The sequence below is a fragment of the Kiritimatiellia bacterium genome (genome assembly GCA_018001225.1).
Taxonomy (GTDB): Bacteria; Verrucomicrobiota; Kiritimatiellia; order CAIQIC01; family JAGNIJ01; genus JAGNIJ01.
This window is the reverse complement of record JAGNIJ010000001.1, coordinates 76,950-97,038: the sequence shown is the minus strand read 5'-3', so window position 1 is coordinate 97,038 and position 20,089 is coordinate 76,950. Positions and strand designations below refer to the sequence as shown.

Annotated in this window: 16 protein-coding genes; 3 read left to right on the top strand and 13 right to left on the bottom strand. The window is 66.9% G+C overall.

All coding sequences use genetic code 11. The features are described from left to right. Positions 1–117: 117 nt before the first annotated feature. From KA248_00375 to KA248_00345, 7 genes are all read right to left on the bottom strand, one after another. Positions 118–2,790: a phosphoenolpyruvate synthase gene (locus KA248_00375; protein MBP7828348.1), complete on the bottom strand. Its 2,673-nt coding sequence runs from the start codon at positions 2,788–2,790 to the stop codon at positions 118–120. 3 nt (positions 2,791–2,793) lie between these two features. Continuing rightward, positions 2,794–3,690, bottom strand: a complete 897-nt coding sequence (locus KA248_00370) for a manganese transporter permease (protein MBP7828347.1) — start codon at positions 3,688–3,690, stop codon at positions 2,794–2,796. A 141-nt stretch (positions 3,691–3,831) separates the two neighbouring features. Next, positions 3,832–4,299, bottom strand: a complete 468-nt coding sequence (locus KA248_00365; GenBank protein ID MBP7828346.1) for a hypothetical protein — start codon at positions 4,297–4,299, stop codon at positions 3,832–3,834. Between the two features lie 4 nt (positions 4,300–4,303). Then, on the bottom strand, positions 4,304–6,070 hold the full coding sequence (locus KA248_00360) for an AMP-binding protein (protein ID MBP7828345.1): 1,767 nt from the start codon (positions 6,068–6,070) through the stop codon (positions 4,304–4,306). Between the two features lie 67 nt (positions 6,071–6,137). Beyond that, positions 6,138–6,878 carry a hypothetical protein gene (locus KA248_00355; protein ID MBP7828344.1) on the bottom strand — a complete coding sequence of 247 codons (741 nt, stop codon included), beginning with the start codon at positions 6,876–6,878 and terminating at the stop codon, positions 6,138–6,140. 41 nt (positions 6,879–6,919) lie between these two features. Beyond that, complete coding sequence (locus KA248_00350; protein MBP7828343.1) at positions 6,920–7,915, bottom strand: hypothetical protein; 996 nt, start codon at positions 7,913–7,915, stop codon at positions 6,920–6,922. A 51-nt stretch (positions 7,916–7,966) separates the two neighbouring features. Next, positions 7,967–10,681, bottom strand: a complete 2,715-nt coding sequence (locus KA248_00345; GenBank protein ID MBP7828342.1) for a DUF3459 domain-containing protein — start codon at positions 10,679–10,681, stop codon at positions 7,967–7,969. Positions 10,682–10,734: 53 nt separating this feature from the next. Between KA248_00345 and KA248_00340 the strand changes: the two genes are divergently transcribed. From KA248_00340 to KA248_00330, 3 genes are read left to right on the top strand one after another with little or no spacing between them, the layout of a single operon-like run. Next, entirely contained in the window at positions 10,735–11,628 is an 894-nt protein-coding gene (locus tag KA248_00340; GenBank protein MBP7828341.1) for a metallophosphoesterase, read from the top strand. A gap of 60 nt (positions 11,629–11,688) precedes the next feature. Next, complete coding sequence (locus tag KA248_00335) at positions 11,689–12,447, top strand: hypothetical protein (protein MBP7828340.1); 759 nt, start codon at positions 11,689–11,691, stop codon at positions 12,445–12,447. Next, the gene (locus KA248_00330; protein ID MBP7828339.1) at positions 12,444–13,028 is read left to right on the top strand and encodes a hypothetical protein; all 585 of its coding nucleotides are present in this window, start codon (positions 12,444–12,446) and stop codon (positions 13,026–13,028) included. Before KA248_00335 ends, KA248_00330 begins: the two co-directional genes overlap by 4 nt. 158 nt (positions 13,029–13,186) lie before the next feature. On the opposite strand, the gene KA248_00325 is transcribed toward KA248_00330, so the two are convergent. The 6 genes from KA248_00325 to KA248_00300 all read right to left on the bottom strand — a co-directional run bounded on the left by KA248_00325 (position 13,187) and on the right by KA248_00300 (position 20,051). Continuing rightward, a complete protein-coding gene (locus KA248_00325) occupies positions 13,187–13,570 on the bottom strand; it encodes a hypothetical protein (protein MBP7828338.1) in 384 nt (127 codons plus the stop codon). Positions 13,571–13,591: 21 nt separating this feature from the next. Then, positions 13,592–15,739 carry a hypothetical protein gene (locus KA248_00320; protein ID MBP7828337.1) on the bottom strand — a complete coding sequence of 716 codons (2,148 nt, stop codon included), beginning with the start codon at positions 15,737–15,739 and terminating at the stop codon, positions 13,592–13,594. A gap of 205 nt (positions 15,740–15,944) precedes the next feature. After that, positions 15,945–17,132, bottom strand: coding sequence for a PD40 domain-containing protein (locus tag KA248_00315; GenBank protein ID MBP7828336.1), 1,188 nt, complete (start codon positions 17,130–17,132; stop codon positions 15,945–15,947). A gap of 35 nt (positions 17,133–17,167) precedes the next feature. Then, positions 17,168–18,514, bottom strand: a complete 1,347-nt coding sequence (locus tag KA248_00310; GenBank protein MBP7828335.1) for a M48 family metalloprotease — start codon at positions 18,512–18,514, stop codon at positions 17,168–17,170. Positions 18,515–18,542: 28 nt separating this feature from the next. Continuing rightward, the gene (locus KA248_00305) at positions 18,543–19,685 is read right to left on the bottom strand and encodes an ATP-binding protein (GenBank protein ID MBP7828334.1); all 1,143 of its coding nucleotides are present in this window, start codon (positions 19,683–19,685) and stop codon (positions 18,543–18,545) included. A 132-nt stretch (positions 19,686–19,817) separates the two neighbouring features. Then, positions 19,818–20,051: a hypothetical protein gene (locus KA248_00300; protein ID MBP7828333.1), complete on the bottom strand. Its 234-nt coding sequence runs from the start codon at positions 20,049–20,051 to the stop codon at positions 19,818–19,820. Positions 20,052–20,089 lie beyond the last annotated feature (38 nt).

The window sequence follows — 20,089 nt, the reverse complement described above, 5'->3', positions numbered from 1 at the left end:
ACCTTACACATTTTTCTTCTCTTTCAACGGCCAACATCCTGCTGGCCGCCAAACTCGTTCACCCGCCGGGCAAGCTGGCGGGGTTCTGCCGGCTTGAGCGAAGGGGATATGCCTCACCTAAGTATTCTCAAGGATTTCTATGGTCCCAGCCTGGCCGTCCATCCGGACGCGCATGCCGGACATGAGCGTCGCGGTCAGGCCGCGAATGGCGACGATCGCCGGCAGGCCCATCTCCCGCGCGACGATGGCGGAGTGCGACAGCAGGCTCCCGCGCTCGACAAGCAGCCCGGACACGCTGGGGTAGAGAGGCACCCACCCCGGGTCCGTCCGCGGCGCGACGAGGATTTCCCCGTTCAGCTTCAAGTCGTCGCCCGGCGCGTTGACCACCTTGACCACGCCCTCCACCACCCCGGGACAGCACGGCAGGCCGCGCAGGTCGGCGCTCCCGTCCGCCGGCCGATCCGGCGCCTCGGGCTCCGCCAGGAACCGGTTGTGCCGGTAGACGGGACCGCGAGTCTGGAACCGCGTCATCGGCTCCGCCGCCGCGAATTCCGCGTAGGCTTTCTTCCGCAGCGCCACGAGGGCCTTGAGGTCATACGCGGTCAGCGTGCCCATGTGGAGGCCGGAGACCTCGTCCAATTCCAGGTAGAAAATGTCGCGCGGCCGATCGAGGAGACCCTGCCCGCAGAGGTCCTCGCCCATGGCCTGGAACATCGAGCGCGCGACGCCGTAGACGCGCGTGCGGGCGAAGCGGGTGTTCTCCCGGTTGCGCACGGCCTTCCGCGCGTGCTTCATGGACCAGCGGTACAGGCGCAGCCGCCAGCCGGCCAGCCGCTCCGCCACGAGCGCCTCGGCGCGTTCGCGCAGTTCGGTGCGGCGCCGGTCGAGCGCGGCAAGGTCGGTCGTGCCGCTGCGCAGGTAGTTCTTGAGGCAGGCGAAGAAGAACGACGGATCGGTAAAGAGGTCCGGCTCCTCCAACTTCATCTCGTTCATGCAGCGGAAGCCGAAGCGGTCCAGATAATCCTGCACCTCGCCGAAAAACTCCTTGAACGCGCTTTGATTCAGCGCCTCGAGCAGGTCGGCCTCCGGGGTCCGCTCGATCAGCGCGCGCAGCTCGGGCTGCGCCGCGGCGCAGCCCGCGAGTGCGATCAGGCGGCGCGTCGGCTCGGCGCTCTCCATGTGCCCCTCCCCCGCCAGCAGGTCGTTCTGGAGGTTCGGGTCCGTGTCGCCCAGCCAGCGCGCGGTGAGCTTCCGGAACAGGCCGAAGTGCACCATGACGAGGAAGTCGTTGATGATCGGCGCCTTCCAGCGGCTCATCATGCGCCGCTCCATCTCGAGGTAGGCGTTCAGGATCTCGTCGCTGCGCATCCGGTCGTAGGGCCGGCGCCGGAACTCGCGGTACTCACGATCGAAGTCGCGCAGGAACCGGTCCACGAGGCGTTGGATGCGGAAGTGGTGGGCGAGGAACGAGAGGCCGGTCACCAGCCGCCGCCAGCGCCCGGCAAGCGTGGTCCACGACGGGTGCGGGCGGATGCGATCCGCGATCTCCGGCGCGAGCGACTCGCGCACGCCCATCATGGTCTCCATGAATTCCCGGTTGCGGCGGAAGCCCGGCAGGACGCCGACGAGCTTGTACCAGTTGTACAGGTTGTAAAACACTCGCCCGTTCACGCAGCCGAGCATGTGGGCGAGCGTCGGCTCCATGTCCTTGATCACCTCGCGCGGCACGCGAAGCACCTCGCAGAACTGGACGTAGACACCGCGGTAGTTGCGCAGGGCGAAGGAGAACGACAGCGGCAGGGTCAGCCCGCCGTAGCTCTCGACGATGTTCGAGTTGTCCCAGAGGTTCGGGTAGCCCTCCGTGCTCTCCTCGATCGTCGTGACCGGCCGGGTTTGCAGCAGGTACAGTTGTCCGCCGGCCAGCGCCCACTCGATGTCCTGCGGCCGGCCGAAGTAGTCGTGCAGCGTCCGGCCCAGCCGGTACAGCTCCGCCAGCCGCGCGTCGTCCAGGCACGGCTGCTCGCGCCGGTCCGGGTCCACCGCCTCGCGCGCGCACTCGCCCGACGGACCGCGCCGGAACTGCTCGGTCTTCAGCGCGATCACGCGGCGCGCGGGCGCGCCCGTGGCCGCGTCCAGCCAGGTCGTGTCCGCGTCCAGCGCGCCGGAGACCAGGCCCTCCCCCGCCCCGTAGACGGCGCTGACGACGTAGCGCGACGGGTCTTTCGCCGCCGGGTCGCACGTGAAGAGCACGCCGGACACCTTCGGGTCCACCATGCGCTGGAAGATCGCCGCGATCCCGACGCCGCGGGCGGGCAGGCCGCGCTCGCGCCGGTAGGCCAGCGCCCGCGCGGAGAACGCCGAGGCCCAGCAGCGGCGCAGGCACAAGACGGCGTTCTCGGCGCTCGTGACGTAAAGAAAACTGGAAAGCTGGCCGGCGAACGAGTGGGCCGCCCCGTCCTCGTCCGCCGCGGAGGACCGCACCGAAATCGCGCCGCCATCCGAAACGCGCGCCCAGGCCTGCGCGGCCTCATCCGCCACTTCCGCCGGCAGGGGCTCGGCCAGGATCAGCTCTTCGATCCGGGCGGCGGCTTCCTCCGGCTCGAGGGTGGCGACGAGATCCTCGATCCGTCCGCGCAGCCCGCCGGCGGCGAACCGATCGAAGGCGCTTCGGCCGAGCGCGACCCATTCCGGCACGGGCAAGCCGAGGCCGCTCATCCGGAACAAGTTGAAGCCCTTGCCGCCGGCCTCGCGCCGGGCGAACGATTCCACGGATTGTGGCGTCACCAGCATCGATCAACCTCCCGGCCAGGCCTGGACCGCAACCAGCAGGTAGAAAAGGATCAAGTATACACCCGACGCCGCGCGGTAGGCGCGCGCCGTCGCCCGCGTCGGCCGCGCCGCGTAGACAAGGCCCGCCGCCAGCAGCACCGCCGCCAGCGCGAGTTGCGGGACCGGACCGCCAAATAAACGATGCAGCACCAGCAGCGCGATCCCGACCTGGCTCATGCAGAGCGCCACCGCACCCCACGGCCCGAACAGCGAGGAGTAGCTGTCCGCGCCCGGTTTTTCCTCCGCCGGGGCAAAGGTCTTGCGCCCGAACTCGAACACGTTGAACAGCATCCAGTTTACGAGCCCAAAGAGCAGCCCGGCCGCCGGGAACTTCCCATGCGCGGGGCCGAGGACCTGGGCCGCGATGGACCAGCCGAGCAGGATCGAGACCGCGGTATGCGTGACCGCGTAGAGCGTCAGCCGCGGCCGCAGCCACGCGCCGACGAAGAACTCGCGGTACATCAGGTAGCTGTACGCGACCGCCGCCGCGTGCGCGGCCAGGGCCGGGAGGCCCAGCGGCGCGACGAGCAGGAACTCCGCCGCCGTGACCACGCCGAACATGATCCGGACCTGGCGCAACGTCAGCAGCCCGCGCGCCAGCGGACGGGTCGGGTTCAACTCCAGATCCGTCGCGTAGTCCTTGATCTCGTCGAAGCAGCGCAGCCGGAAAAAGAACAGCACCGTCACCACCGCCGCAATGTTCCAACGCGCCAGCGGAAACGGAATCCCGGCCAGTCGCGCGGCCACCGCCGCGTTGCCCAGGGAGAAAAACAACGCCATCACGGCATTCGCCGCCGGCGGGAAGCGCTCGCGGATGAACATCATCCATGCGCGGAAGAGGCTGGGCGATTCTGAAGTCATTTGCTCTCTTATTTCACATTCCTTTGTTCCGGCGTCGCGGAGCTCCGCCCTCCAGGACCCTGTTTCACGCTTCTTCCTGGAGGGTCGAGCTCCCGCGAGACCGCTTCTCTGTTCCGGCGTCGCAGGAGCTCCGCCCTCCAATTACCATCTCAACACGTTCAATTCACCCGCGTACGGCCATTCTTCGGGCATTTGCACTAATCCTGCACGCACCGGATTGTTGCGCACATATTCCCATTTTTCATTATAGCTTTCTTCCCGCCGTAGTTGCGTGTCCCAGAAGTCGCGTTGCCAAATCGGTTTATCCGACGCGCACGGCCAGGACCTCGTCACAAGGTTTCGCCAATAGCCTGTCCAGTCGCGCACCCGGCATTCAATATCCGCCGGGGCGCAGAACAGATGCACATGATCGGGCATGATGACATAACGCCCGACCCGCCAGAGATCCGCCCTTTTCCACGACTCGGTCAACAGGCGATGCGCAACTTCGCTCGCCAGCAACGGCCGCTTGCCCTTGACGCACGCCGTCATGAACACAATGACCGGTTGATTCGTTATGACGAGAGGCGTCGGGTGCGCCGGCTGTTTGCGTTGGGGCAATAAATTCATGGGGTCATTTACTGGAGGGTCGAGCTCCTGCGAGACCGTTTCTCGATTCCGGCGTCGCGGGAGCTCCGCCCTCCAATTGCTTGCGCAGCATGTCGTATTCCACCTTCGAATGATGCCGCGGGTCCATGGGGATGGACTCGACGAAGAACACGTCGTCCACCGGGATGCCGTTCTTCGCGAAAAGGCGCAGGATCTCCGCGCGCGCGCCAGTCTCGCCGCTCTTCGCCGGGTCCAGCGCCGCGACGGCGGCGGTGCGCTCGCCGAGCGCCGGATCGGGCAGCCCGAGAAAGGCCGCCTGCTTAACGAACGGCAGCCGCTGGAGGAGCATCTCCGCGCGCACGGGAAAGCACAGCCGCCCGCCGCGCTCGATGACGTTGTGGATGCGCCCGACGACCCAGAGATGCCCCGCCGCGTCCAGGCGCGCCAGGTCGCCGGTCCGGTGCCATACCCGGCCGCCCCCGTCCACGATCTTGGCCCGCCGGAACGCCTCCTCGTTGTTGAAGTAGTCGCGGCAGACGTGGTCGCCGGTGACGATGAACTCCCCCACCTCGCCGGCCGGGACCTCGAGCGCCGCCCAGCCCTCCTCCTTCAGGTCGATCGGGCCGTGCCGGATCCGGATGAACTTGTATTCCAGTTCCGGGCTGATGCGCCCGACATTGACGCCTTCCTCGACGATCTCGGGATCGGGATTCGCCGGGAGCGCGAGCATTTCGCGGGCCTCGATGTGCGCCATGGGCTCGACCTCGGTCGAGCCGTAGAGCACCCAGCACGCCGCGCGCGGCGCGATGCGCAGGCAGTCGCGCACGTTGTCCCGGCTGATCGGCGCGCCGCCGGTGACCACGCGGCGCAGGCCGTCGAGCTCGATCCCCGATTCCGCGCAGAACCGCGCCGCGCCGACCAGCATCGAGGGCGACAGCGTGGCGCAGGTTACGCCTTCGTGCAGGAGCTGGGCCGCGAGCGCCGCGGCATCGCGCGGGCCGGGCGCGGCGAGATCCAGCGCCGGAATGACCGTGGTCACGCCGCAGGCCAGGTTGTTGAGCGAGAAGATCGGAAAGGCCGGCAAGTCCGCGTCCGCCGGCTCGTAGGGCAGGAGCGAGGCCAGCGCCTCGTGCTGCGCGCAGAGGAACCGGTGCGTGCGGTTCGCGCCCTTGGGCACGCCCGAGCTGCCGGTGGTGAACGTGACGAGGGCGGTGTCCTCCGGCTCCACGGGCTCCACGGGGACGCATCCCGCGCGCTGCACGAGGTCCTCCAGCCGCGCCGTGAACGGGGCGTCGGCACCCGGCCCCGCGACGATCCGGATATCGAGCCCGCCGAATTCCGGCAGGCCGGCGACCAGGTCGAACGCCGAGCGGTGGCTGATCATGGCTTTCGGTTGCACGCAGGCCGCGCTCGCGCCGAGTTGATGGCGGCGCGCCCAGGAGTCGAGGAAAACCGCGATGGCCCCGAGCCGCTGCACGGCGAACAGGGCGGTATACATAAGCACGCCCATCGGCAGGAAGATGATCGCCCGGTCGCCGCGCCGAAGCCCAAGCTCCCGAAGCCCGGCCGCGACGCGATCGATACCCTCCGCGAACCGGCCGAAGGAGATGTCCCTATGCGGCAGGCGCGCAGACGGGCGGCCGTCCCACGCCGCGCGATCCGCCGCCTCCACCCAGCGCAGCGCCGGCCGGTCCGGGAACGCCGCGCGATGCCGCTCGATGTAGCTGATCACGTTGTTCAACGGCGTCCGGCCGGGCTGATGGCCGATGCGAAGGGGATTTGATTTGGCCATGTTACCACTCACAAGCTTCATGCCGTTCCGCTGCGGCGCTTCGCAGAAGCGCCACCACAGGACTTCTTCATATTTTCAAACCTCGCCGCCTAATCACCCTGATCTGCTGAAAGGTGGGGCTTCTGAACATATTCAGCCCTGGGCTGGCTTTGTTTGCAATGCCGGTGGGAAGCCCGCCGCGCGATATGGACTCAAGCAGCGCCGTCACGACTTCCCGTTCCCGGCGGCTGCTCTTGAGCAGGTAGGCGGGGTAATCGCGGTCAGAGCCGTCGGAGACCTGTTCGCGGGCGAGGATGGGGCCGGCGTCCACCTCGGGGGTCATGACATGGATCGAGAAGCCGGCGGGCCGCCGATCGAAGAGCGCCCACAGGTCGCACATCGTGCCGCGCTGCTCCGGGAGCAGGCCGTGATGGATGTTGATGCACCCGAGCCGCGGCGCGGCGAGAATGTCGGCCTTGTAGATGAATCGCGTCCGGGCGTTGAGGACAAGGTCGAAGCCTTGCTCGCGGACCAGGTTGACGGCGTCAGGCGAGTTGACGGTCGGGAGAGTCCAGGCCGGCTTGCCGGTCTCGGCGTACGCGCGGCGGCGGCGGCGGGCGGAGGGGCCGAACCAGTTCCGGAGCAGGGTCCGGCCGATACGGGGCGCGCCCAGAAGGATGAGGCCGACGGCCTTGGAGAGGAGTTTGGCGCTGCGGTTATCGAGCACCACCAGTCCGCCGATTTGCGGGCACGTCGCCAGCCCCGCGACGAGCGCGTCGTAGTTCCCGGGGACGAACGTGACCCGCGAGGTGACCAGCAGCGTCTTCACGGCGCCAGTGTATACGCGGCCGCGGCGATTGCACGCCGGATTCAAACCGACCGGGACGGAATGGGCGGGGCCGGACGGCGGCGCAGGCTTAGAAGAACGACCAGGAGGGCGATGACGCCGAAGGCCACGAGAAAGGGCCACGAGGCGTGCTCGCCCGCCGGCGAGGCCGGTTTCCAGATGGAAGCTTCGGACAGCGTCTCGGGCGGAGGATCGATCGCGGGACGCCCGGCGTCCACCCAGGCCGTGTACCAGAGGCTCCCGAGACGGCAAGCGGCGAGATGGGTCTGCTCGATGAACAGGTTGCTCGACGCCTGCCAGAGGTGGAAGTAGTAGGCGCGGGATTCCACGTTGAATTCGGTCTGCCGCGCCGCCTGGTCGTCGGCGTCAAGAACTTCCGGGATGCGCGCGTGCGATTGGTCGAGCCAGCCCAGGATGGCGGGCCACAGGTTGGAGACATAGTCGACCCGCGCCTCGGGCATCAGGCCGCTCCGCCAGTACTCGTTGGGCATGCCCACCTCCCAGCGCAGGTGGACGCCGCCCTGGCCGCTGTGCTGGCCGTCGTAATTCTCCGTGGTATGCAGCGGCTGGTGAAGATCGCCGACGTAGTGGCCCTGGGCGGCGGCGATCCGGGTCGCCTCCACCCACTGGCCGGCGGCCATGGCGGCAGTCAGCCGGGCCTGCAAATCCAGGATCACCCAGGGCACGTACCCGTGCGGCTTCGATTGGCCCGCCAACCGGGCCTCCGCGGCCGCCCGGTCCAGCGGCAGATTCGTGGCGGACAGCGGCGCGTAGCTTTCCAGGTCGATGAAATGCCGAGAGTCCTCCGTGGAATCAAAACCCTTCCAAAGGTCCGGCTGGATGCTGTGCGACGCCATGAACTTCGCGTACTTGCGCCAGCCCTCCATTTCCTCCGGCACGGCGCGGGCGGCCGCACGGCTGATGTCCATGTGCAGGCGCCCGCCCCAGCCGGACGCCGCCATCGGCGCGGCCAGGATCAGCAGGGCGGCCCAACGGCCGTATGGAAACGAGGTCTTCATGAACCAGCCTTACGTACGCCCGGACACCTCAAAGGTCAAGCGCCGGGGCCTTCACGGCGCCGCGGCCAGGACCAGGTCGGTCGCCCACACGCCCACGGTCCCGGGCTCCAGCGTGACGGTGATCCGCTGGCCGCGGGACGGGGCCACGGGCCTCTGCAGCAGGACATCCCGCCACGGCCCGGCGCCCGGCAGCGTCACCGTCACACGGCGATCCCTCCGTCCGAAATTCGCGGCCACCACCACGGCGGCCCCGCCCTCGCCGCGGGTGTACACGGCCACATCCTCCGGGAGTCCCTGTGTCTCCATCTTGACCGCGGGGGAGCGCAGCGCCGGATGGGTGGTCCGAAGCGTCACGAGCGCCCGCGCCTCGTCCCGCAGCCTCCGCACGCGCCGGCCGAACCAGCCTTCCGCGCGCTGCCAGTTGAGCGGGTTCGAGCCGACGGTCTTCGGCGTGTCCTCGCCGATCTCCTGCCCCGCGTAGACCATCGCGGGCCCGGGGGCCGTCAGCGTCACGGCCAGCGCCAGCACCGCGCGGCGCGCGGCCTCGTCCTTCGAATAGCCCCGGCGCCGCAGGTCCCGCATCACGCGCTCCTCGTCGTGGCTCTCGGTGTAGGCGATCCGCTGCGCCGCGTTGGTGAATCCCAGTTGGACCGGGTCCAGCAATCGCGCCAGCTCCGCGCGGTTCAGCCGGGCCTCTTCCACGGCGTAGCGGACCACCCAGCGAAAGGCGTCATGCCAGGTCGTGTCCATTTCCGTCCGGTTCACGAGGTCGGGATCGGAGGGGATGTGCTCGGCGATCATGTAGCTGCCCGGGTCCGCCTGGCGCCCCGCCCACGCCAGCCAGCCCGCGCCCCAGTCGTTGTAGCCCTCCCACTCGACGAAGCGCGTCGCGTCGAAGCGAATGCCGTCCACCCGGTACTCGGTCAGCCAGTAGCCGATCGCGTCCGCGACGTAGCGCTTGAACGCGCGCGACGACTGGTCCAGGTCCGGGAAACCCCAGTTCTCGCCGCGGAACATCCGGAAATAGGGGCTCGCGTCGTAGTCGGCGCCGTACAACTGGTATAGCGCGGAGTTGCGGTCCATGTGGTTGAAGACCGCGTCCATGATCACGGCCATGCCCCGCCGGTGCGCCTCGTCGATCAGCCGCTTCAAGTCGTCGGGCGTCCCGTAGGCCGACTCGGGCGCGAAGTGGAACGCCGGGTTGTAGCCCCAGCTGCGATCCACCGTGAACTCCATCCACGGCATCGGCCCGATCGCGTTGAAGCCCATGCCGCGGATGTAGTCGAGCTTCGCGATCACGCCGGTGAACCCGCCGCCCGGCGCCAGGTCGTCGATGTGAAACTCGTAGATCACCAGCTGGTCCAGCGGAGGCCGCGTGTAGTTCGTGGCCGCCCACGCGAAGGGCGCGCGCCCGACCTCCAGCACCGCGCGCGCGTGCCAGGGCTCGTGCCCCTCGCGCCCCGACTCGTCCTTCCACTCCACGTCCCGCGCGTAGGGGTCGGCCAGGAACCGGCGGCCCTCGATGCAGAACTGGTAGCGGTGCGTCCCGTTCGAGAGCGGCCGCGTCAGCCACCACGTGCCGTCCGGCGAGGCGATCATCATGTCCGCGTACGGGTCCCAGCCGTTGAAATCGCCGACCAGCGAGACGAACCGCTTGCCCGGCGCGTGCAGGGTGAACGTCGCCGTGCCGTCCGCGTTCACCGTCGGCCCCCACGGCGTGCCCTGCGGCAGGTTCTCCACGCGGTGCGGCGGCAGCTTCCAGAAGAAGATCTCCTCCATGCCCACGAGCCCCTCGCGCTCCGCGCGGGCCGTGAGCTGGTGCCGGCCGTACTTGAGCTGGCGGAAGGGGATCTTGAGCTCGAACGGCGTCTCGCCGACCGACGCGATGGAGCGTCCGTTCAGCCACATCTCCGCCCGGTCCGCGCGCTCGGCCTGGAGCTGGACCAGGGGATTGTCGATGATGACCTCCCCGTCCTGCGGGGAGATCAGGCGGACCGCGGGGGCCTCCTCGCCGGTCCGGAGCGAAATCTCCACGTTGTAGTTGCGGCCCGCGTCCGTGTCCCAGTCGTCGCCCCAGTGCACGGCCATGTGCAGCGTCCGCACGACCTGCTCCGCGCGGTTGAACGGCCCGAGCACGACGGAGGACACCCCGTTGCTGTCCGGCCGGCCGAGGGGCGTATCGACGGCCAGCCCGTCCGGCGTGGCGAACGTGCCGGCCGGCCCGTAGCCCTTCAGGGGCGGCCTCCACAACTGGTTCTCCGCGTTCACGCCCCAGCGCAGCAGCCCGCCCGGGCGGCTGCGCCGTACGCGGACGACCACGCGGTCGTTGATCGTGGGCTCCTCCGGACTGGCCTCGATGCGACCGAAGGAAACGGGAATGTTGTAGTTCTTCTCGTCCTTGTTCGACCAGGTCCCGTCCTTCCACTGGATCGCGAAGTTGAGCGCGCGGATGAGTTGGTTCGTGTTGTTGAAAGGCCCAAGCCGGACCCGCAGCACGCCGCGCTCGTCCGGGCCCTCCATCTCCGTGCGCGTCGCGATCCCTTCCAGCACCGAACCCGGCGGGCGATACTCGGGAATGGCCTGCTCCCAGATCATACCCACCGCGTTCACGCCCCAATGCAGCGTCGCGCCCTGCGTCGCGCCGCGGATCTCGATCAGGATCTCCTGGTCAATGGACGGATGGACCGGGCTGTACCGGATTTCCCAGGCCCCGGCGGAGAACAGGCTCATCGTCGAGAGAAAAAACGCTAAACCGGCGCGCTTCATGTCGCCGGCACTTTACCCCTTCACCCCGGCGGACGGCCAGCCCGGAAAAAAGATTGAGTGTAAAAAGCCGGGAGCGGGTCCATAGGGTGGACATGACCGCGCGAGGGATCAGCCGCCGCCGTTTTCTGAAACTGGCGGGCTATGTTGGGGCCGGCAGCCTGGCCGCCGGCTACCCGCTGTTCATCGAGCGCCATCTTGTGGTGACCAGCCGGCGGCGGCTGGTCGTCCCGCGCCTGCCGGACGCCTTCGCCGGCCTGCGGATCGCGCACTTGAGCGATCTGCACTTCGGCGCGCTCGTTCCGCTTTCGGCGGTCCGGGACGTCGTCCGGCGCGCCAACGCGCTCGGCGCCGACCTGATTCTCTGCACGGGCGACTACGTTCACGAGAGGCGATCCGCGGCTCAAATCGACGCCGTCTGGCCCGAGCTGGCCCGGCTGTCGGCCCCGCTCGGGGTCTACTCGGTGCTCGGCAACCACGACCACTGGGCGGACAGCGCGCGGTCGCAGGACTGGCTGACCCGGACGGGCCAGGATCTGCGGCACAGAACGGCGCCCCTCGAACGGGACGGGCAGCGGCTGTGGCTGGCGGGCGCCGGCGATCTGTGGGAGGATCACCGGGACCTGGACGACCTGTTGCGCCGCGTGCCGGACTCCGAATGCCGGATCGTCCTCGCCCACAACCCGGACACCGCCGACACGGCCTTCTCGCGCCCGGTGGACCTGATGCTTTCCGGGCACACCCACGGCGGGCAGGTGCGCCTGCCGTTTCTCGGCGCGCCCGTCCTGCCGGTGCGGAACAAGAACTATTCCAGCGGGCTCTGCACCTCTCCGCGCGGCGTCCGCGTCTTCATCTCCCGGGGAATCGGCTGGGCCTGCCTGCCCGTCCGGTTCAACTGCCTCCCGGAAATCGCCCTGCTCGAACTGCAGCCCGCGCCGCGGCCGGCGTGAGAACGAAGCCGCCCGCCCTTTCTCATTGATTCCGCTCCCTCGGATGACTAGCGTGGGCACATGAATACTATTCGACGATGGCGCCAATGGGTCCGCGGGTTCATCGGCCCGGCGCTCCTGGCCGGAATCGCCCGGGGCGCCTTGGCCGCCGATCCGGATCCCATGCAGGGGCAGCAGCCGGTCCCCATGCTGGGCCGGGAATTTCGCTTCGTCCCCGGCTCGTGGGGTTTGTACAAGCTGACGGGCCGGGAGGGCGCCGAGGAGCACAAGATGTATTTCTCCGTGCTCGACGAGGTGAAGCAGCGCAAGGGGAAGAAGGCCTACTGGATGGAGATCGAGGTGTACACCAACGACCAGCCCGCCGTGGTGACGCGCCTGCTGGTGCCGGATACCGGCGAGGGGCCGGGCGAGGCCCGGAAGGCCTACGTGCAGATTGCCGGCCACCGGCCGTTCGAGGTGCCGGGAAAATACCTGAAGCCGAACCCTAAGAAAAAGCAGGAGGGCGTGGGCCAGTTCATCAAATACAACCTCTCCGGCGAGCCGAAGGAAAAGACCATCGAGTGGAAAGGCCGCTCGCTGAAGGCCGCCACCGTGGACGCAACCGACGCGCAGGGAAACCCGACCAGGGTTACCGTCAGCATCGAGGCGCCGCCGCTCTGCGTGGTGAAACTGGATTCGCCGGAGGCGAAGATGGAACTGCTGGACTGGGGCATCGGCGCGAAGACGAAGATCGTCGGCAAGCCGGTCGGGATGTGGCGCTGGGTCTGGGGTGTCGCGATGCAAGCCGCCGGGGACGCGGAAAACGCACCGACGAAATGACGGATCGCCAAGAGCACCAGGTGGGCATCGTCTGGCTCGGCAAGTTCCGGCCGACCTATCCCATGTACTGGCGATACGTTTTCGCCCTCTACGCCATTATCACGACGCCCATCACGGGCTTCTTCATCTTCCTGAACGCCTGGCCGGCGGTGTTGATCATCAACGGCGTTGTCCTGCTGATCCTGGGCCTGTCCTACCTGTGGGCGGCGTGGCTCACGCATCGCCCGAAGGGCGGCCCGGAGGGGCTCTTCGCGGTGACGGAAGAGGGCGCGCACTACCATGCGGGATCGGAACTGCGGAACATGGGCCAGTTCACGGCCGCGACGGCCGCCGCCGTTACGGGCCAGTTGCACCACCTGCTCATGAGGAAGGGCGCGCGGGCCTGCGACGACCTGTTCATCCCATGGCCGGACGTCAAGTCGGTCGAGCTCCTGCCGTCCATGCGCCTGGTCTATGTCTCCCGCGGCCTGTACGGACCGGTGCCGCTGTTCTGCACAGAGGAGAACTTCGAGGCGGTGAAACGCTACGTCCTCGCCCATGCGCCGCACGCACAGGTGAAGAAATCGTCGTCGGGCCAGTGACGGCTCGCGGGGACGCTCGCCCTCCAGCAACAAGCCTGGAGGGCGGAGCTCTGCGACGCCGTTCGTACCGCCTCTCACCCGTACCTGGTATGACGGCTCGCGGGGACGCTCGCCCTCCAGCAACAGGCCTGGAGGGCGGAGTTCCGAGAGGCCGGGATTCAATCGAACAGGAGCTGAAGCGCCTTCGCCAGTTTCTCGCTTCCGCACCGCGGGCACCGGGCCAAGGCCTCGGGGGACGGGATCTCCGCGAACTGCTTCTTGCAGCCGGGACAGGCGAACAGCCGCAGCAGGCGCCCGGTCATCGAGTCCCAGGCCATGCCCTCCGGCTCCGGGCCGCCGCGTTCCCGCTCGAAGTCCACCTGCACGAATTTCTCGCAGGTCGCGCAGTACCCGGTGATCTGGCCGCGAAGCATGCCGCCGCCGAAGCTGACCCGGTCCTCGTAGCCGCAGTCTTCGCAGCGGAGCTCGTACAGGCTGCCGGCATGCGCGCCTATCGGGAGCGCGATGCATAGCATGAGCAGACGCAGTTTCCATCGACTCATCGCAACCTCCTTTGTGCTTGTTCAATCTGTCCGGTCCACTTCCCATCGGCCGGATATCGCGTTCCTGAGGATAATCCACAGGTTGGCGCTGAAGGTGCCGTACAGGGTCTGGTTGTCCTTCAGGCGCCCCTCAAAGACAAGATCGGCGCCGTCGGGATGGTTCAGCCTGAACGAAAGAACGCCATCCTTGTAGGTCGCGCGGTCGCGGATTTCGACGGTGTCCCCGTCCTCCTTCGTGTCATAGTAGTACACATCGTAGGCGTCCTTCCGGCCGGGAACCGCTTCCAGTTGCAGGATGAATTCCTTCGGCTCGGGAGGGGTCTTGTTCTGGTCGCGGAAATTCTGCCGTATCTTCTGCTCGTCGGCCTCGCCGGTGATGCCTCTGACCAGCCACACGGCGATCTCCTCGAGGAATCGCATGAGTTTCTCGGATTCCTCGATCGCCAGCGTCCCCTTCCAGCGGCCCGCCAGGTCGACCTCCTCGTACTTCACGGTCACACGCTGGAAATCCACGTAGCGCCACTTCGTCTCGCCCTGGTGGGTCTTCTCCTGCTCGACCAGAAAACCGAGGTCGTTCACGCCCTTTTCCAATTCAAGCTCCACGATGGCGAAACTCCCGGCCGGCGCGACCTGCCGCGCAAGCAGGCGGGTCCCGCGGTAGGCCGACAGACACCGCTGGGGTGTGGGCGTGAAGAGCGCCACGGCGATCTTGCCCCGCAGGTCGGGCCGGGGCCGCGCTGTTTTGCCCTCGTCGGTTTCATAGCCGTCGGCCAGTTCCACCCATTCCTCCTCCGGCGGATCGCCCTCGGCTTCCAGCACCTTCAGGGTAAAGGCGTCGTCGAAATAATCGTCGCCGGCCACACCGCCCTGGATCTGTCCCCAGCGCCGGGCCACCTGGGGCCAGTCCACCAGCGCGCTGCCCGCGCAGTACCCTATCCGGTCGTAGGATATTTCCTTGCCTTCCGCGATGGCCGTCGCATTGTCGCCCGAGTTGTAGGGAAGGAACCGGCCGTCCTCGTAGCGGATGAAGCGCTCGATGCCCGGGTAATTGGGGTCCGCCACGTACAGGCGGCCGGATGCGATTCGATAGGCAATGACGGCATGCCGGTTGGGAGCGGTGGAGGAGGCCAGCGCAATGTATTGGGGAGAGCGCGTAAGCAGCATGGAGTACCTGAAGGCGTTCATCGTCAATCGGTCTTGATACGCTTGCAGCTTTCGCATGAATTGAGCGGCCTGACGGTCCCAATTGCAGTCCCGTTGCACGGCGGACGCCAGGCGATATCCCCAGGAATCGTCCTGCCAGAAGTCGATGGTCCCGTAGCCGCGGTCGTTGTTGTCATAGCGCCCGTACAGGCACCGCTCGCCCGGCCGTTTTTCATAGAAGTACCACATGGCGCTGATGGATTGCCCCGCGCAATGACCCACGGGAGCGGCAAGCGATCCATGGTTGGTGAATTGCCAATCGTCGAACCCCGGCTTGAATCCGGTGTCAACATCCACCTCTCCCTGTAAAATGCGGATATCGATCGAGCTGACCACCACGTCGCTGAAGTGTCGCGTGACCACGGTGATGCTTCCCGGGGCCGAGCCCGCCAGGGGCAGGCCCTCCAGCCGGCCCGACCGGCGGTCGTAGTAGAACGCCATCGCAAACTTGTCCGGGTCGTCCGGGACGGGGATGGTCACGGTCACCGGGTCTTCCGCATACCCGCCGCCATTCTGTACGCTGATGAGCGGCGTCACGGGATGGAAATCCGGGCCCAAGTTGTGCTCCCGGATCGGCTGGTAGCCGATGTCGAACGAAACCGCCCGCGGGTAGGCGTCCTTCGGCACGTCGATGGCGAACCCGTTCAGCGGATGGCCCGGGGCCTCCACGGCGACGCGGCCGCCCTCCGGGCCGACCTTCTCTTTCGTGACGAAGACCCGCTTGCCGACCACGATGTTACGGCTGGGCTGCCGGCCGCGGATGAACACCACGAGCGCGACGACGCCGACGGCCAGCGCCAGGACAAGCAGCATCTTGCCCAGGCAGCCGAGGCACCCGACCTTTCGCTTGCCGGGACCGGCCTTCGGGCGGTCCGGGACTCGCGCCAGTTTGAGCGCAGGCGCGCCGGGCCCGGGCGCTGTGTGCCACGGGCTGGACATCTCCCGCGGCGGCGGTTTGGCCGGCATGGGCGCCATGGCGGGGCCCGCATCGGGCGCGGTCGCGGAAAAGGCCTGGCCGCAACGGGTACAGAAGCGCGCAGTCGACGCCCGGGGCGCTCCGCATTGTCCGCAGAACTGTTTTTTAAGCTCCGTCATGATTGCCTCCCCTGGCGGGCGCGCATCCAGCTGCAACAGCGGAACTACAGACTACCGACGGCGGAAGTCGGCGTGTTCAGTCCTTCGTCTTCTCGGGTAACGCGGTCAGGTACAGGTCATAGCCGCCCAGCCCGCCGGGGCGGTCGGACGAGAACACGAGGATCCGCTGGTCGAAACGATGACCCGCGTTGCCTTCGAGCGCGATTCCAAGGGACAACGCGCACGGCCGGAACTCATTGGCCTTCGTATTGAGCGATACCCCGCGCGGCATCAGCTTCTGGAGGTTGACCGGCCGCTCCCAGCCGTTCGCGCCGCGCTTGGAGGCATAGATATCGTATTGCCCATACCCGCCCTTCCGGTCGGACGCGAAGAACATCCAGTCGCCGTCCACCACCGGCGCCATCGTGTTCCCGTCGGATTCGAACTCCCGCGCCGGCTCGATGTCGGCGGCCCGCGAGGCGTCGCCCAGCCACTGGTTGAAGTCCTGGACGCGAGGCCGGTTCTTCACGCGGTAAAGCTGCCAGCGGCCGGACCGGTTCGAGCTGAAGTACAACTCGTCCCGCCGGAAATCATACGTCGCATAGGCGTCGTCCGCCTCCGGCAGGTTCCCGAAGAAGGGCCGCGGCTTTCCATCCTTCCCGACGAAATACAGGTCCCGGCGACCGCCCTCGTCCAAATCGAACATCCAGGCATCGCCGTCCCCCGGCCGGCCGCCTTCGCTCCAGGACAACGGTTCGGCCACCATGACATACCCTGCGCCGCCGCTGTCGAAATCGGCGACGATTTTCGCCGTCCGGTCGTTCGTGCCTCGCCGGGCCTCCGCGGGAGGAAGATTGGAATAGACCAGCGGATAGGGCCGCGGCCTCCTGGGGGCGTTGAACAACCCCGTGGGCCCCCGCACGTTGTGCGGGGATTCCGGGATGAAAGCGAACCGCCCGCCGCGTTCAGCCTGGATCACGGGGCGCCTCATGTCCTTCTTTTCATAGGGCGAATACGGATCCTGCCGGACGCGCAGGCGCCCGGTCTCGATACCGAACGTCCGACCCTGCGAACGCGCATTGCTCGCGAACACCAGCAGGGCGTCGAAGCCCATGGACGGGGGCGGGAGTCCGACATTGTAATCGTCATGCTCGGTATTCAGCCCAGCCAGGCGCACGATCTCCGGTTCCATCGCCACTTCGCTCGGCCAATCCGCGTACATCATGCGCATGATGCAGCCGGACGCCGCCACCAAGGCGGCCAGCCCAAGCGCCAGAAGGAACATCCGGCAACGACAAGGAGCCGCGGTCCTATTCATTTTCATGCCTCCTCCAGAAATCCCCACTCCGTCAGTCTTTTCCTCGCATACTCGGCTTCCTCGCCGGCTTCCACCTGGTTCAGAAACTGCTGGTAGAACTCGGCGGCGTCCGCCTTCCGGCCCATGCCGTCGCAGGCGCGGCCCCGGTAGTAGGTGATGAGGGGATTGCCCGGCAGCAGGTTCGCATACTCGTTGAACTGCTCCAGCGCCTCGCCGTAGCGCCGCAACTCCAGGTGCGCCATGCCGGTCATGTGGCAGGCCTGCGGCTCGGCGGGATACACAGCCCGCGCCTTGCGCGCGAAGTTCAGGGCCTCCGACGGCTTCTCCTGCGCCAGCTTGGCGTTGGCCATCTTCAGCAGCGCCTCGTAGTCGTCGGCGCCGGCCCGCAGGGCGTTGCCGTAGTGGGACAGCGCGGCGTCCAGCTTCTCGTCCGACAGCTCGTCGTCGCCCTTCTGGATCTCCTCGATCACGTTCTTGGCGCGCCGGACGGACGCGGTCATGTCCATGTACCGCTCCCGGCGGAGCGGCTGCCCGCGCAGATGGGCGTATTTCGAGCCGGCGCGCTTGACGGCGTCGTCGTACCGGTCGCTGCCCCAAGGGTGGCTGGAGAACATGCGGAACACGAGCCACGGCTTCTCGCCGTCCAGCTTCTTCAGCATGGCCATCAGCCCGACCATGCCCTCGGGGCTGTAGCCGGCCTTGACCATGTAATCCATGCCCACCTTGTCCGCCTCCTGCTCGTTGGACCGGCTGTACTTCGCCAGCAGCAGGCCGGACCCGAGCGCGCCCAGGCCCGTGATCCACGGCGTGTACTCCTCCTCGCCCGTGCTCGCCTCGACGGCGAGGGCGGCGACGATCACCAGGCCGGTGATCATCAGGTTCTTGGTCATGGCCTCCGCCGTGTGGCGGTAGTTGACGTGGCCGATCTCGTGGCCCAGCAGCGCGGCCAGCTCGTCCTCGTTCTGGAGGTTCAGCAGGATGCCCCGCGTCGTGGCCATGCTGCCCGCCGGGAAGGTGTAGGCGTTGATGTAGGAGGCGTTGACGCACCGGTAGTTGTACGGCCGGTTCGGCCGGTGGGCGTGCGGCGTGATCGCGCCGCCGACCTCGGCGACGTAGGCGTTCAGGGCGGCGTCCTGCACCGCCCCGTAGTCGGCCGAGAACTGGTGCGGCGCGGACTCCTGGTCCCACTCCAGCTCGCTGCTCTTGCCGAAGAACATCAACTGCCGCTTGCCGGACACCGGATTGGTGGCGCACCCCGTCAGCGCCCCCGCCGCGGCCAGGGACGACAACGCCATAAACTCGCGCCGCGTCATTCTGCCGACAGGGGGATGCTCATCGTTGGTCTTCATGGCAGGGTCCTTTCATTTCCATCGCAGTTCATATCGAAATGGCGCCAAGCCCGGACAACGGAACGGCCGACACCCGGTCGGCCATCGGGTATTCCCGTGGGCCGGGATACACAACAAAGAGCCGCTCCAGCATCAGGAGCTTGCAGGCTTCTCGCATGGATTTAGTTATTGCCGGGGCATCGCTGTACTTGAATTCGAACCCGTAACGCTTCCCGTTCCGCGGGCAGAACAGATCCAGCTCGGCGCCGCCGTGGACGGCCCAGAAGTAGACCTCCGTGAGCCCGAGGACCCTGGCGGCCTGCTCCAGGGCAAAGCCCTCCCACGAAGCGCCGCACTTGGGATGCGAAAACAGAGCCGCGCCTTCACCGATATTCAGCAAGCGATGTAGCAGCCCCGTGTCGCGAAGATACACCTTGGGCGCTTTGCGCTGTCGTTTGCCAAGATTCTCGAACCAGGGCGGCAGGATGCGCACCATGTAGGCGCCGGACAGGATGTCCAGATACCGCCGGGCCGTGTGGTCGGCCACCCCCAGGGCCCCTCCCACTTCAGAGCTGTTCCAACTGGCGCCATGATAATGCGCCACCATGCTCCAGAATCGGCGAAGTTGCAGGGCGGGAAGATTCAAACCCAGTTGCGGAATATCCCGCTCCAGGAACGTCGCGATGAACTGATCGCGCCAACTTTGACTATTCGGATCGGACTCCGCCAGGAACGATCTCGGGAAGCCGCCGCGAGACCAGAGTTTCTTCCAGGCCTCGGGCCCTATCTCGGCCAGGCTGAACCCGCCCATTTCAATGAACTCGACGCGTCCCGCCAGGGATTCCGAGGACTGCCGCAACAGGGATGGAGAAGCGCTTCCCAGCAGAAGGAAGCGCGCCGGCAAAGGATCGCGATCAGCCAGGACACGCAGAAGGGGGAAAAGGTCCGGCCGCCGCTGCACCTCATCAATCACCACCAACCCCCGCAAATCGCGCAAGACAAGGGCCGGGTTGTCAAAACTCCCCAGCGTGGCGGGATCCTCAAGGTCAAAGAAAGTGACATCCGCCCGATCCCGGATCACCATGCGGGCAAGGGTGGTTTTGCCGCACTGGCGTGGGCCCAGGAGGACAGCTACCGGATTTCTTCCCAAGGCCGTCCCCACCGCGTGAAACAGTTGAGATCGCTCAATCATGAGTTATTAATACAATAATGAAATATCGATATTCCATATCGAATTTTCATAATATTATGTAACCGTTTAATTAAAAGTATATTATGCATGAAATATTTCCGAGCCAATGCCGTAAAAGTCTGTAAGAGCTGCCTATGACGCCACGGCCAACGAGGACAGCGCTATCAACTCGCGCCGGGTCATGCCGCCGGGAGGTGAATGCGCATCACTGGTTTTCATGGCAGGCTCCTTTTTTACGGGCATAAAAAGGGGCGATCCATCAACCTCCTCGCCCATGTCGCCTTCCGTCACCCGGACCCACTTGTCCTTGTACGCGTCGGAGTCCATCGCCAGCTCCACCGTCGCGCAGCCGGCGATGAGAAACACAGAAATACTGAGTAGATGAGCTCTCATATGAGCCCTCG